Annotated in this window: 11 protein-coding genes; 8 read left to right on the forward strand and 3 right to left on the reverse strand. The window is 67.8% G+C overall.

Annotation, left to right across the window (positions count from 1 at the left end):
- Positions 1–155: 155 nt before the first annotated feature.
- The 3 genes from ACWPXE_RS05885 to ACWPXE_RS05895 form a co-directional block, all read right to left on the reverse strand.
- Positions 156–1784 carry a cache domain-containing sensor histidine kinase gene (locus tag ACWPXE_RS05885; RefSeq protein ID WP_454017060.1) on the reverse strand — a complete coding sequence of 543 codons (1629 nt, stop codon included), beginning with the start codon at positions 1782–1784 and terminating at the stop codon, positions 156–158.
- Positions 1785–1931: 147 nt separating this feature from the next.
- Positions 1932–3119, reverse strand: coding sequence for an aminotransferase (locus ACWPXE_RS05890; RefSeq protein WP_454017061.1), 1188 nt, complete (start codon positions 3117–3119; stop codon positions 1932–1934).
- A gap of 493 nt (positions 3120–3612) precedes the next feature.
- Positions 3613–4137 (reverse strand): helix-turn-helix domain-containing protein, encoded by a 525-nt coding sequence (locus ACWPXE_RS05895; protein WP_454017062.1) that lies wholly within the window; start codon positions 4135–4137, stop codon positions 3613–3615.
- A 539-nt stretch (positions 4138–4676) separates the two neighbouring features.
- Here ACWPXE_RS05895 and fliF point away from each other — a divergent pair.
- The 8 genes from fliF (at position 4677) to ACWPXE_RS05935 (ending at position 14008) form a co-directional block, all read left to right on the forward strand.
- Complete coding sequence (fliF, locus tag ACWPXE_RS05900; RefSeq protein ID WP_454017063.1) at positions 4677–6341, forward strand: flagellar basal-body MS-ring/collar protein FliF; 1665 nt, start codon at positions 4677–4679, stop codon at positions 6339–6341.
- Positions 6342–6345: 4 nt separating this feature from the next.
- Entirely contained in the window at positions 6346–7116 is a 771-nt protein-coding gene (locus tag ACWPXE_RS05905) for a FliH/SctL family protein (protein WP_454017064.1), read from the forward strand.
- Positions 7117–7178: 62 nt separating this feature from the next.
- Complete coding sequence (gene fliN / locus ACWPXE_RS05910; protein ID WP_014198330.1) at positions 7179–7508, forward strand: flagellar motor switch protein FliN; 330 nt, start codon at positions 7179–7181, stop codon at positions 7506–7508.
- On the forward strand, positions 7505–8371 hold the full coding sequence (locus tag ACWPXE_RS05915) for a motility protein A (protein ID WP_454017065.1): 867 nt from the start codon (positions 7505–7507) through the stop codon (positions 8369–8371). Before fliN ends, ACWPXE_RS05915 begins: the two co-directional genes overlap by 4 nt.
- A 1-nt stretch (position 8372) precedes the next feature.
- Positions 8373–9911, forward strand: a complete 1539-nt coding sequence (locus tag ACWPXE_RS05920) for a sigma-54-dependent transcriptional regulator (protein ID WP_454017066.1) — start codon at positions 8373–8375, stop codon at positions 9909–9911.
- A 35-nt stretch (positions 9912–9946) separates the two neighbouring features.
- On the forward strand, positions 9947–12112 hold the full coding sequence (gene flhA / locus ACWPXE_RS05925; protein ID WP_237905205.1) for a flagellar biosynthesis protein FlhA: 2166 nt from the start codon (positions 9947–9949) through the stop codon (positions 12110–12112).
- A gap of 43 nt (positions 12113–12155) precedes the next feature.
- Positions 12156–13217: a GTPase gene (locus ACWPXE_RS05930; RefSeq protein ID WP_454017067.1), complete on the forward strand. Its 1062-nt coding sequence runs from the start codon at positions 12156–12158 to the stop codon at positions 13215–13217.
- Positions 13214–14008 (forward strand): MinD/ParA family protein, encoded by a 795-nt coding sequence (locus ACWPXE_RS05935; protein WP_014198325.1) that lies wholly within the window; start codon positions 13214–13216, stop codon positions 14006–14008. Before ACWPXE_RS05930 ends, ACWPXE_RS05935 begins: the two co-directional genes overlap by 4 nt.
- Positions 14009–14020: the final 12 nt, after the last annotated feature.

Genomic DNA, 14020 nt, shown 5'->3' on the forward strand with positions numbered 1-14020 from the left:
CGCGCGCGGGCCTATGCGAAAACTTGGGGCCTGCGAAAACATTGTTTTCGGCAAACCGGCGCGGAGTATGCCGAAGCGCCCCTGGTTTCGCCACGGCTTTGCGGCCCCGCCCGGAAAATCCCGCAAGGCGGATTTGGCTGCGGATGGGGTTCGGATCAGGCGGCGAATTCCAGCGTGAACTGGCTGCCCTCGCCGGGCCGGCTGTCGATGCGCAGGCGCCCGCCATGGGCCTCCATCAGGGACTTGACGATGGGCAGCCCCAGCCCGCCGCCCTGCCCCGGCAACGCCACATGCACCGCGGGCTGCCCGAAGGGTTCCGCGGCTTGGTGGAGTTGTTCCGGGGTCATGCCGATGCCGTTGTCCGTCACCCGCACGCGGCATCCGCCGTCCGCTCCGCCGCCGACCGTCACCAGGATGCGCCCGCCCTCCGGCGTGAAGGTGACGGCGTTGGTCAGCAGGTTCAGGAGCATCTGCTTCAGGGCGCGCTCGTCCGCCGAGACGCTGTGGTGTCCCGGCTCGACATGCATGTCCACGCGGATGGCCTTGGCGTCGGCCTGCGGCGCCACCATGCGGAACGCCCACTCGACGACCGGAGCAACGTCGAGATCCTCCCGATGCAGGGGCAACGTCCCCGCCTGGAGCCGCGACAGATCCATGATGTCGTTGATCAGCCCCAGCAGGTGCCGCCCCGATTCATGAATGTCGTGGGCGTAGTCGGCGTAACGCCCGCCGGCCTGCGGCCCCAGCATCTGATCGCGGATGATCTCCGAGAAGCCGAGGATGGCGTTCAGCGGCGTGCGCAGCTCATGGCTGACGCGGGCCAGGAAGTTGCGGTTCAGCGCCAGCGCGGCGCGCAACCGCTCCGCGGTGCGGTGCTGCACCAGAAGGAACAGCGTCACCAGCAGGATGGACGCGGTCAGGATCGCCGCCAGCAGGAACAGCGTGTTGCGCAGGTCTGCCACCCCCGCCTCGATATCCACCTGCGCGACGCCGACGGTGGCGACCAGCGGATAGCTCTCAACCACGCGATAGGCGAAGGCGCGCAGGACGCCGTCGGTCTGCGACTCCTGCCAGTAGACGCCGGCGAGCGACCGGCCCAGTTCCCCCCACAGGCGGGACTGGGGGATGGCGAGTCCGACCGCCTCGACACCGCGCGAGGCGCCGCGGGCGCGGATCACCTTGTCCATCCCGATCAGGGTCACCGCCCCCTGCGGCCCCAGATTGGCCTGCTGGTAGAACTCCGCCAGGATGTCGGGATCGATGTTGGCGATCACGATGCCCGCAAAGCCGCCATCCCCGTCGGTCAACCGCCGGCTGAGGCGCAGCAGGGGGCCGCCGCCGGTCGTTCCGGGAAAGGGCGTTCCAATGTGCATCAGGTCGCGCCCGGTGCCCTGATGGAAGGCGAAGGCCGCCTCGTCCCGCTCGTTCGCCCGCCCGCCCGGACCTTCGCTGCGCAACAGCACGGTCCCGTCGGCGTCGAGCACGGTGAAGTGATGGATCAGCGTCGGATCGTAGAGCGTCTGGTCGAGGAAGTTGCGGATGCCGGGCAGGCCGTTCTCCCCGAACTCCAGCGCCAGGGAGCGCAACGTGATGTCCACCTCGTGCACCGCGCGGTGGGTGCTCTTGGCGAAGGCCCGGACCATGATCTCGGCCTTCGCCACCGCTTCCCGCGTCTGGCCGTCCAGCAGTTCGCGGGCCACCTGCGCGTAGGCTCCCCAGACCACCGTGATCGCAACGGCGGCGATGGCGAACACGCACCAGCGGAACGAGATCGGCAGACGCATCCCGGTCTTTCCACAGGCGGCCCACCGGGGCGGGTCCGGACGTTGATCCGTTCCGGCCCGGTATCGACCCTAGAGGACAAGGGGTATCACGCCACCGAAGTCTCCGGCAAGCCTCTCCATCCAGCGTTGACGGCAGAGGTCTTCATGTCATTTCCGCGTGAAATACGCCCTCAACCGCTCAACCGCGCCATCGAGGATTTCGTCCCTTTTGGAGAAGCAGAAGCGTATGAAGCTTCGCGGCGCGTCCTGGACGAAGAAGGCTCCGACGGGGATGGCCGTCACCCCGGCCTCGGCGGTCAGACGGCGGCAGAAGGCCTCGTCGTTGCCGTCGAAACCGAAGGGCGACACGTCGGCGACCACGAAATAGGTGCCGGCGGACGGCAGCACCTCGAACCCCACGGCGCGCAGCCCGTCGGCCAGCCGGTCGCGCTTGGCCTGGAGCCCGCTGGACAACCCGGCGAAATAGGCGTCGCCCTTGCCCAGCCCATAGGCGACCGCCGTCTGAAGGTTGGGCGGCGTGGTGAAGGTAATGTACTGGTGCGCCTTGGCGACGGGCTGGAGCAGGTGCGGCGCGCCGGTGACGTAGCCGACCTTCCAGCCGGTCAGCGAGAAGGTCTTGCCCGCGGAGCCGATCTTCAGGCAGCGGTCGCGCATGCCGGGCAGCGTCATCAGCGGAATGTGCTGACGCCCGTCGAAGACGATGTGCTCGTACACCTCGTCGCAGACGGCGAAAGCGTCGAAGCGCTGGACGAACTCCGCGAGCAGCTCCAGTTCGGCGCGGCTGAAAACCTTGGCCGCGGGATTCAGCGGGTCGTTGATGAGAACCAGCTTGGTCTTCGGCGAGAAGGCCGCTTCCAGGTCCGCCCGTGTGAAGCTCCAGTCCGGGGCCTTCAGGCTGACGAAGCGCGGCACGCCGCCGGCCAGCCGGACGATCGGCAGGTAGCTGTCGTACATGGGCTGGAACAGCACCACCTCGTCACCCGGCTCGATGAGACCGAGCAGGCTGGCGGTGAGCGCCTCGGTGGCGCCGGAGGTCACCAGCACCTCGGTCTTCCAATCGATGTCCAGCCCGTAGAACCGCCGGCCGTGGGCGGCCAGCGCCTGCCGCAGGTCCGGCGTGCCCATCATCGGCGGGTACTGGTTCCACCCTTCGAGGATGGCCTTGGCCGCCACGTCCAGCACGTCGGCGGGACCGCGCTCATCGGGAAAGCCCTGGCCGAGATTGATCGCCTTGTGCTCGTCCGACAGGCGGGACATCACCTCGAAGATCGTGACCGGGAGGTCAAGCTCCCGCCGACCAAGGAAGCCTGTCTTCGATTCTCCGGAATTTTGCATCGAACACCGTCGGTGTGGTTGGGTGAGTTCCGTGGTGGCTGATCGGTGACCGGCCATATCGGGAGCGCGCCGCCCGTCTCGGATCGCGGATCGAACGGACGGAATTCAGCGGTCGTCGCACCAGCCTTGTTCCGGCTTGCCTTATCGACGGATTGCAGCCGTTCGTCCAGCGCCTCGGCGGGGTTTCCCGACCGAGGCGCTGTGCGCGGCCTCCTGTTTCAAGAGCATGCGGCGGCGGGGGACGTGGCGGAACCAGCCGGACACGGCGAGCGTCGACAAAATTCCTGCCCGCTCGTGTCGGGCTCCGTCATCGACGGTCGACGCGAACCCAATCGGAGCAAACGCGCGCGCCCGACCGCCTCACGGGGGGGCCAAGGCGGCAGGGCGGCGCGAACCGACGCGGCCCAGCGGAGACACCGGGGCCGGGCCTACCCACGAAACCGGGCGGGTGAACCGCATGGGGCCGGGCCCCAACGGCGACGCCGCCCGCTCCTCACGCCTGACCGACGCTGTGGCCGGCGTTGCGCCCGCGGCGTCCACGGACGGTGGTCGGGTCGATCGACTCCGCATCCTCGTCGAGCGCCGGGCCGCCGACACCGTCGGCCTGGTCGGCGCAGCGCTCCGCCAGTTCGCGGATCGCCCCGCGGATCTGCGGGTCGCGGATGTTCTGGAAGTAACGGGCGAGCATCAGCGCCTCGCGGGACCGCAGAGTGCCTTCCGATTCCTCCGCCTGCGGGTTGGCGACCCCCGCCTCCTGGGCAGCGTGGCGTTCCTCCAGCCCCTCGAAGAAGACGGAGACCGGCACTCGGAAGAACTGGGCCAGCTTGAACAGACGGCTGGCCGAGACCCGGTTGAAGCCGCGCTCGTACTTCTGAAGCTGCTGGAACGTCAGGCCCAGAGCCGACGCGACATCGCTCTGGCTCAGGCCGGCGAGCATGCGCAGTTCGCGCAGACGCTGCCCAACAAACACATCGACCTCGTTGAGGCCTTCCTTCTTCTCACGTCCACGTTTTTTCACAACATTCCCCCATCAAAAAAAGTGGCAAAGCCTCATGTCGCGCGAAGCAACATTCGGTTCTGCGTTGGAAAGATTCCGACGCGCTTGTGCCACGATCTTTTTGGTATCGGACAAGCGACCATTGCAACTCAGCTATGACGTCGGCGGTGCAAAGTCAACCACCGTTCCGGCATTTACTACCTACGTCCCAACAAACCACAGAAATAGAAGGGTTATGTACACGCGCATTATTCCTTCTTTCGAGGTAATTTCAAATTGCTCAAAGAAGAAACAATCTGACACATGCCCTTTCGCGGCGAATCACCCCCCTCCTCCTCGCTCGTAGGTGGGCAGAAGAGCGTTGCCAACGCGCATCGATAGGCACATTTTGCCGGGCACTGGGCAATTTCTGCCCACGAATTAACGCTCTCTTCATCAAGAAAGCCCAGCATGCGCGCTTAAGGCAAGGACCGGCGCGGTTTTTGCAAATTCCTTTTTTGCGTCTGCGAAATCAAGAACTTCCCGGAGATCCACCGGGGCATCCGATCGGGGACTAGCGCGTGAACAACCTTCTGCAGACCTTGCGCAACCTGGGTCCCGCGCGCCTGGCCGCCATCGGTGGGGTCGGCCTGCTCCTGATCGGATTCTTCGTCTATCTGATGACGCGCCTCTCCACCCCGGAGATGGAGCTTCTCTACGCCGAACTCCAGCCCACCGAGGCCGCGGCCATCGCCAAGAAGCTGGAGGAGGCGAAGGTCCCCTTCACGGTCGACAAGACCGGCACGAAGATCATGGTCGCCGCCGAGCAGGTGGGGCCGACGCGCATGCGGATGGCCGCCGCCGGCCTGCCTTCGGGCGGTTCGATCGGCTACGAGCTGTTCGACAAGGGCGAAGGCTTCGGCGCCACCAGCTTCATGCAGAACATCAACCATCTGCGCGCCCTGGAAGGCGAGATGGCGCGCACGGTGCAGACGCTGAACGGGGTGCAGAGCGCCCGCGTCCATCTGGTGCTGCCCAAGCGCGAGCTGTTCGCGCGTCAGCAGAATCCGGCGACCGCCAGCATCTTCATAAAGCTGCGCCCCGGCGCCCAGCTGTCGCGCGAGAACATCCAGGCGATCCAGCACCTGATCGCCGCCTCCGTGCCGAACCTCGATCCCAGCCGCATCTCCATCGTCGACGACAAGGGCACCCTGCTCGCCCGCGGGACCGGCAACGACAGCGCGGACGCCATGCTGGCCTCGGCAGAGGAGAAGAAGGTCGCCTACGAGAGCCGCATCGCCCGCATCATCGAGGATCTGCTGGGCCGCACCGTCGGCTACGGCAAGGTGCGGGCGGAGGTTTCGGCCGATCTCGACTTCGACCGCATCACCACGCAGTCCGAGATCTTCGATCCGGAAAGCCAAGTCGTCCGCTCCACCCAGACGGTGACGGAGGCGAACGAGAGCCACGACCGCGACCCGCTATCGCCGGTCACCGTGGACCAGAACCTGCCGACCGCACAGTCGGGCAACAACGCCGGACCGATCTCGCAGAACAAGCAGAACCGCAGCGAAGAGACGATCAACTACGAGATCAGCCGGACCACCAAGAACCATGTCCGTGAATCCGGGCAGGTGCGCCGCCTGTCGGTCGCGGTTCTGGTCGACGGCACCTACAGCCTGCCCAAGGACGGCAACCCGGCGGCCTACCAGCCGCGGCCGGAGCAGGAGCTGGAGAGCATCAAGGCGCTCGTCCGTTCCGCCGTCGGCCTCGACGCCGTGCGCGGCGACACGCTGGAAGTCATCAACATGCGCTTCTGGTCGCCGGAAGACGACGTCCAGAAGCCGGAGGAACTGTTCCTCGGCATGACCAAGGACGACCTGTTCCGCATCGCGGAGATGGTCGTTCTGGGCATCGTCGCCGTCCTCATCATCCTGCTGGTCATCCGCCCGCTGATCACCCGTGCCTTCGAGAAGGCCGACCAGCAGGAGGAGGACGACATGGACCGCCTGCTGGCCGACCAGAGCGGCATGCCCGCCGCCCTGGCCGCGCCGACCGGCGCGCTGGCCCAGGATCTCGCACTGGAGGCTGCCCAGGCCGACGAGGAGCTGGAGCAGATGATCGACATCAACCGCGTCGAAGGCCGCGTCCGCGCCTCCTCGCTGCGCAAGGTGGGCGAGATCGTCGAGAAGCATCCGGAGGAAGCGGTGTCGATCCTGCGCAACTGGCTGTATCAGGAGAGCTGACGCGATGAGTTCGGTCCGCAAATTCCTGTTCGACGAATCCTTCGATGTGGACGCGCCGCCGCGTCGCCAGTTCCAGGCCGACGACGACTATTTCGACAACATCCCCCTGCCGGAACCGGAGCCCGAGCCGGAACCGGAGCTGCCGTCCGAGCCGCCGCCCCCGGTGTTCGGCGAAGCCGATCTGGCCGCCGCCCGCGCCGCCGGCTTCGCGGAGGGCGAGACCGCCGGCAAGTCGACGGGCTACGGCAAGGGCTTCGTGGACGGCAACAACGCCGGCCGCAAGGACGGCTACGAGCAGGCCCGCGTCGAGATTGAGGCGACGGTGCAGGCGCGGATCGCCAACGCGCTGGAAACCGTCGGCAACGGCGTGCAGCATCTGCTGAACGAGCATTACGCCACCAGCGCCCAGCGGGCCGACCAGCCCGTGCACATCGCCCTGGCCATCGTCCGCAAGCTGATGCCGGAACTGGCGCGGCGCGGCGGGCTGATGGAGGTGGAAGGGCTGGTGCGCGCCTGCCTGACCGACCTGATCGACGAGCCGCGCCTGGTGGTGCGTGTCGCCGACGACATGGTGGACGCGGTGCGCGAGCATCTGGATCAGGTGATCGCGGCCCGCGGCTTCGGCGCCAAGCTGATGGTGGTGGGCGATTCCGGCCTCGCGCCGGGAAGCTGCCGGATCGAGTGGGCCGAAGGCGGGGTGGAGCGGGACACCGCCGGCCTGCTCTCCCAGATCGAACGGCGGATGGCCGGCCTGCTGGAAGCGCCGCCGGGCTGACATCCCCGCGGGTTGGACGGCGGACAGGATTTTCAAGGTTCTAAGGGCTTCTGGAGACTTCGATGGCCAAGGACAGCTTCTCCCTCGACGAGTTGGACGGCGGCGGCCGCAGCGACATTGCGGAGTATGAGACCGGCCTGGGTCCAGCCAAGGATCTGGAAGCGGTCTACGACATCCCCGTCCAGATCTCCGCCGTGCTCGGCAAATCGACCATGCAGGTCAGCCAGCTGCTCAAGCTCGGGCGCGGCGCGGTGGTGGAGCTGGACCGCAAGGTCGGCGAGGCCATCGACATCTACGTGAACAACCGTCTGGTCGCCCGCGGCGAGGTCGTGGTCGTGGAAGACCGGCTGGGCATCACCATGACCGAAATCATCAAGTCGGACCGCGGATGAGCCTCACACGAGACAGCGCTGAAGCGTCCCGCCGGGGTGGGCGTTCCGCCCGTCCGCGCGGCGGGGTGGACATGGCGACGCTGGTCGGTCTGGCCGCCGCCGCCGTGGTCATCTTCGTCGCCATGGCGTCGGGCGGCAGTCTGCGCGCCTTCGTCGACCCGCCGTCGCTCATCATCGTGCTGGGCGGCACGCTGGCGGTCACCACCGCCTCCTTCTCGCTGCACGACGTGGCCATCGCTTGGCGCGACGCCGGGGCGGTGCTGATCCACCGGACCAGCGACCCGCGCGGCGTGGCCCGGCAGGTGCTCCTGCTCGCCGAGGCGGCGCGGCGCGCGCCGGAGACGCTGCGCAACGTCCTGCCGGAGCTGAAGCACGAGTCCTTCCTGCACCGCTCGGTCACTCTGGTGGCCGAGGGGCTGCCGCCCGACGACATCGAGCGGATGCTGATCGGCGAGGTCGAGGCGTCGGGCGCCGGCAAGGTCAAGAGCGCCGGCGTGCTGCGCCGCGCGTCGGAGGTGGCGCCGGCCATGGGGCTGATCGGCACGCTGGTCGGCCTCGTCCAGATGCTGGGCAGCTTGAACGACCCGTCGAGCATCGGCCCGGCGATGGCGCTGGCTCTGCTGACCACCTTCTACGGGGCGGTGCTCGGCAACGTCGCGCTGGCCCCGCTGGCCGCCAAGGTGGAGCGGACGGCGGAGGAGGACGCGCTCGTCAAGACTCTCTACACCATCGGCGCGGTATCCATCGCGCGTCAGGAAAATCCGCGGCGTCTGGAGATGCTCCTGAACGCCGTTCTTCCGCCTGGAAAGCGGATTCAGTACTTCGACCGGGACTCCGACCGGGGTTCTCCGAGGGGAGCGTAAGATGCGTCTGCTGATCGTTGGAACGTTGGAAGGGTACATCACCGCCGCTGGCAAGATCGCCATGCAGCGCGGGGCGAAGGTGTCCCACACCGACAGCATCGAGGGCGCCCTGAACGCCCTGCGCGCGGCGGCGGGGGCGGACCTCGTGATGATCGACGTCAAACTCGACATCGCGACCTTCATCGAGAGCCTGAAGGCGGAACGGATCACCATTCCCGTGGTGGCCTGCGGCATCGGCACCGACGCGGCGGCGGCGGTGAAGGCGATCCGCGCCGGCGCCAAGGAATACATTCCCCTGCCCCCCGACGCGGAGCTGATCGCCGCCGTGCTGGAAGCGGTGGCGGAGGAAAGCCACGCCATCGTCTGCCAGGACCCGGCCATGCTGGCGACTCTGCGGCTGGCGGACCAGGTGGCGCCCAGCGACGCCTCCGTCCTGATCACCGGCGAGAGCGGCACCGGCAAGGAGCTGATGGCCCGCTACATCCACCGCAAGAGCCGCCGTTCCGACGCGCCCTTCGTCGCAGTGAACTGCGCGGCCATCCCGGAGAACCTTCTGGAATCGGAGCTGTTCGGCCACGAGAAGGGCGCCTTCACCGGCGCCGTCGCGCGCCGGCTGGGCCGCTTCGAGGAGGCCAACGGCGGCACCCTGCTGCTCGACGAGCTGTCGGAGATGCACCCGCGGCTCCAGGCCAAGCTGTTGCGCGCCATCCAGGAAAAGGAGATCGACCGCATCGGCTCGTCCCAGCCGGTGAAGGTCAACGTCCGTCTGGTCGCCACCTCCAACCGCAACCTGGAGAACGAGGTCCGCGCCGGCAACTTCCGCGAGGACCTCTATTTCCGGCTCAACGTCTTCAGCGTCGCCATACCGTCCCTGCGCGAACGGCCGGCCGACATTCCGATGATCGCCGACCATTTCCTGAAGAAATACGCACAGGCCAACGGGCTGGGCGAGAAGCGGCTGTCGGACGACGCGCTGCTGATGCTGCGCGCCCACCACTGGCGCGGCAACGTGCGCGAGCTGGAAAACACCATGCACCGCGCCGTCCTCCTCTCCAAGTCGGAGACGGTCGGGCCGGACGCGATCATGCTGACCAGCCAACTGCTCGCTCCGGAAGGCTCGGCGCAGGCGTCGATCCCGACCAACTCGCCGGTCGCCAACCCCTTCGCCGGGCCGGGCGGCACGGTGCCTCAGGCGCCGCGCGGCTATGGGCAGCCGGCTCCCGGCTACCCGACCTCCTACGCGCCGCCTCCGGGCCACGCCGCGGGGGCCGCGGCCTACGGCAACGCCGGAGCGTCGTCCTATGGCAACGCCGGAGCGGCGTCCGGCGCCCCAGCCGTCCAGGGACTCGTCGGGCGCACGGTGGCGGAGGTCGAGCGCGACCTGATCATCGGCACGCTGTCCCACTGCCTGGGCAACCGCACCCACGCGGCGAACATCCTGGGCATCTCGATCCGCACGCTGCGCAACAAGCTGAAGCAGTACAGCGAGGAGGGCGTGCCGGTGCCGCCGCCGGGCAGCGAGGAACGGGCGGCCTATTGATCCGCTGATCGGAGGAAAGGCGGAGGAGCGGCGGCATGGCACTGACCGAACACAATCCTGGAGCGCGAACGGGCGGCGGGGGCAACATGTCCGCGCTGACCGACATGGTGGCCGTCGCCAAGGGGGCGCTGAAGCGCGGCGACCTCATCATGGCGGCCGGCATCATGCTGATCGTCGTCGGGCTGATCCTGCCGCTGCCGCCGATGCTGCTCGACATGATGCTCGGGCTGAACGTCACCATCTCGATCCTGATCCTGATGGTGGTGCTGTTCATCGAGAAACCGCTGGAGCTGTCGTCCTACCCGACCATCCTGCTCATCACGACGCTGCTGCGCCTGTCGCTGAACATGGCGTCGACCCGCCTGATCCTGACGCAGGGGCACGAGGGAACCTCCGCGGCGGGCCATGTGATCGAAGCCTTCGCCGGCTTCGTCATGGGCGGCGACTTCATCATCGGCGTGATCGTCTACGCGATTTTGACGATCGTGAACTTCAAGGTCATCACCGCCGGTTCGGGCCGCATCGCCGAAGTGGCGGCGCGCTTCACCCTGGACGCCATGCCCGGCAAGCAGATGGCCATCGACGCCGACCTGTCGGCCGGCATGATCGACGAGACCACCGCCCGCGCCAAGCGCAAGGAGCTGGAGGACGAAAGCGCCTTCTTCGGCTCCATGGACGGTGCGTCGAAGTTCGTGAAGGGCGACGCCGTCGCCGGCCTGATGATCATGTTCATCAACATCATCGGCGGCGTGTCGCTGGCGGTCCTGCGCTACGACATGCCGATCCTGCAGGCGCTGGACACCTTCACCAAGCTGACCATCGGCGACGGACTCGTCTCGCAGATCCCGGCGCTGGTCATTTCCATTTCCGCCGGCTTCCTGGTGTCGAAGGCCGGCACCGGCGGTTCCACCGACAAGGCGGTGGTCGGACAGCTCACCAATCACATCAGCGCGCTCGGCCTGTCGGCGGGCGCCATCACCCTGCTGGCGCTGATGCCGGGTATGCCGATGCTGCCCTTCCTGCCGGTGATCGCCGCCGTCGGGGCCGCCGCCTGGTATCTGCCGAAGATGCGCGCAAAGAAGGAGGCTGAGGAGGCGGAGGCCGCCGCCGCGGAGGCCGCGGGCATGGGCGGGCCGGGCGGCGGGGCCGCCCCGGTGGCCGACGAGCCGATCGCCACGGCGCTGGCCATCGACCTGATCCGGCTGGAGCTGGGCTACGGCCTGCTGTCGCTGATCAACCAGCCGCAGGCGGGCAGCCACCGGCTGACCGACCAGATCAAGGGCCTGCGCCGGCAGATCGCCGGCGAGGTCGGCTTCGTCATGCCGGCGGTGCGCATCCAGGACAACCTGCAGCTTCCGCCCAATTCCTACATCATCCGCGTCAAGGAGATCGAGGCGGGGCGCGGCGACATCCGCCCGAACATGCTGCTGGTCATGGACCCGCGCGGCGAGGCGATGAGCCTGCCCGGCGAGCAGACGGTGGAACCGACCTTCGGCCTGCCGGCCATCTGGATCGAACCGGGCTACCGCGAGGAGGCGCTGTTCAAGGGCTACACGGTGGTCGACCCGTCCACGGTCATCACCACGCACCTGACCGAACTCATCAAGGACAACATGCCGGAGCTGCTGTCCTTCACCGAGACGCAGAAGCTGCTGGACGAGCTGGACAAGGAGCACCAGAAGCTGATCGCCGACGTGGTGCCGGCGCAGATCACTGTGGGCGGATTGCAACGGGTGTTGCAGAACCTGCTTGCAGAACGGGTTTCGGTACGCGATCTTGCCACCATTCTGGAGGGCGTGTCCGAGGCGGCAAGCCAAACCCGCAGCATCACACAGATCACCGAGCATGTGCGCACGCGCCTGGCGCGGCAGATCTGCGACGCGAACATCAACGAGATGGGAGTCATCCCGCTCGTCACCCTGTCCCCCGAGTGGGAGCAGGCGTTCGCGGAATCGCTGGTGGGCGACGGCGACGACCGGCAACTGACGATGGCGCCGAGCCGGCTTCAGCAATTCATCACTTCGGTCCGCCAAACCTTCGAGCGACACGCCATGATGGGCGAGACCCCCGTCCTGTTGACCAGCCCGCTGATCCGTCCCTTCGTCCGCTCGATCGTCGAGCGGTTCCGGCCGGCCACCGTGGTGATGTCGCAGAACGAGATCCACCCCAAGGCGCGGATCAAGACCCTGGGGCAGATCTGATGCAGGCCATGACGAACCAGTGTGACGGGCGGGGAGCGAGCCGATGCGGCTGAAGTCGTTCCACGCCAAGTCCATGTCCGAAGCCATGCGCATGGTCCGCCAGACGCTGGGCGACGATGCCATCATCGTCGCCACGCGCGAAGAGGACGGCGGCGGCGTTCGCGTGACCGCGGCGGTGGAGGACGACGATCTGCAGATGGCGCAGGTCCGCACGGCCCAGCCGCCCCGGACCTCCCGCCCCGTGATGGTGGTCGAGGAGGAGCCGGAGATCGACGTGGGCGAGGTGGTGGCCGACGTGCTGCACCGCCACGGCGTGCCCGCAGCCCTGGCCGAGCAGCTGATCGACGCCGCCGCCGGGCTGGACACCGACGACCCCGCGCTGGCGCTGGGCGCCGCGCTCGACTCCATGTTCACCTTCAGCCCGCTGCAGGACCGGCGCGGCGGCAACAAGCCGCTGATCCTGGTCGGCCCGCCGGGCAGCGGCAAGACGCTGATCGTCGCCAAGCTGGCCGCCCAGGCGGTGTTCCGCAAACGCTCGGTCGGCGTGATCACCACCGACACGGTTCGCGCCGGCGGCATGGAACAGTTGGCCGCCTTCACGCGTCTGATGAAAATCAAACTGGCGACGGTGGAAGACCCCGACGCGCTCGCGGGCGCGTTCGAGGTCAGCCGCGGCGCCGACGTCGTCCTGGTGGATACCGCCGGACGCAACCCCTACAACCGGGAAGACATGGCCGACCTCAAGGCCCTGCTGTCCGCCGGGGTGGCCGAGCCGATCCTCGTGCTGCCCGCCGGGCTGGACGCCATGGAAGCCGCCGACATCGCCCAATCCTTCAAGGCGCTGGGCGTGCGGCGGATGCTGATCACCCGGCTCGACATGGCGCGGCGGCTGGGCAGCCTGCTCGGCACGGCGCACCGTTCACGCATGGCCTTCTGCAACGCCAGCGTTTCCTCCAAGGTGGCCGAAGGGCTGACACCGCTGAACCCGGTGGCCTTCGCCCGCCTGATGATGCCCGCCGAGGACAAGGCGGCGCGCAACCGGCCCAAGCCGGCGGCCCCTGCCAAGACCAAAGCCGTTCGTTCTTCGTCGAGGACCATCCCATGACCGATCCGGTGTTTCCGGCCGCCCTCAAGAACGTTCATCCGCTGCGCGGTGCCAACGTCATCGCCGTGGCCAGTGGAAAGGGCGGCGTCGGCAAGACGTGGTTCTCGATCACGCTCGCCCACGCGCTGACCAAGATGGGCAAGAACTCGCTGCTGTTCGACGGCGACCTCGGCCTCGCCAACGTCGACATCCAGCTCGGCTTCCAGCCCAAGAACGATCTCGGCGCGGTGATCAACGGCGACGTGACGCTCGGCCGCGCGGCCCAGCGCTACACCGAGGGCGGCTTCGACATCATCGCCGGCCGCTCCGGCTCCGGGACGCTCGCCCAGCTGCCGAGCCAGCGCCTGTCGGGCCTGCGCAACGACCTTATGGAGCTGGCCCGGCGCTACGACTGCGTCATCATGGACATGGGCGCCGGCGTCGACCGCACGGTCCGCACCCTGTCCGGCCCGGCCGGAACGACGCTGGTGGTGACGACGGACGAGCCGACCTCGCTGACCGACGCCTACGCCTTCATCAAGCTGACCCACGCCACCAACCCCACCGCCGACCTGCGCGTCGTGGTCAACATGGCGCAGAGCGTGAAGGACGGCGAGCGCACCTACGGCACCATCCTGAAGGCCTGCCAAAACTTCCTGAAGTACAAGCCCGCGCTGGCCGGCATCATCCGCCGCGACCTGAAGGTGCGCGACGCCATCCGCAACCAGTCGCCGCTGCTGACCCGCTCCCCCAGCTCCGACGCTGCGCGGGACGTGCTGGCCATCGCCCAGCGGCTGCTCAACGGCCAGTAAGTCCGGAGATGG

It is taken from the genome of Azospirillum sp. Marseille-Q6669 (genome assembly GCF_965111635.1).

What these genes read in the sequence shown, in the direction of transcription:
- ACWPXE_RS05915 (WP_454017065.1), top strand. Translation starts at nt 7,505, where the DNA reads ATGAGCCTCACACGAGACAGCGCTGAAGCGTCCCGCCGGGGTGGGCGT.
- ACWPXE_RS05935 (WP_014198325.1), top strand. Translation starts at nt 13,214, where the DNA reads ATGACCGATCCGGTGTTTCCGGCCGCCCTCAAGAACGTTCATCCGCTG.
- flhA (WP_237905205.1), top strand. Translation starts at nt 9,947, where the DNA reads ATGGCACTGACCGAACACAATCCTGGAGCGCGAACGGGCGGCGGGGGC.
- ACWPXE_RS05890 (WP_454017061.1), bottom strand. Translation starts at nt 3,119, where the DNA reads ATGCAAAATTCCGGAGAATCGAAGACAGGCTTCCTTGGTCGGCGGGAG.
- ACWPXE_RS05885 (WP_454017060.1), bottom strand. Translation starts at nt 1,784, where the DNA reads ATGCGTCTGCCGATCTCGTTCCGCTGGTGCGTGTTCGCCATCGCCGCC.
- ACWPXE_RS05930 (WP_454017067.1), top strand. Translation starts at nt 12,156, where the DNA reads ATGCGGCTGAAGTCGTTCCACGCCAAGTCCATGTCCGAAGCCATGCGC.
- ACWPXE_RS05905 (WP_454017064.1), top strand. Translation starts at nt 6,346, where the DNA reads ATGAGTTCGGTCCGCAAATTCCTGTTCGACGAATCCTTCGATGTGGAC.
- fliN (WP_014198330.1), top strand. Translation starts at nt 7,179, where the DNA reads ATGGCCAAGGACAGCTTCTCCCTCGACGAGTTGGACGGCGGCGGCCGC.
- ACWPXE_RS05920 (WP_454017066.1), top strand. Translation starts at nt 8,373, where the DNA reads ATGCGTCTGCTGATCGTTGGAACGTTGGAAGGGTACATCACCGCCGCT.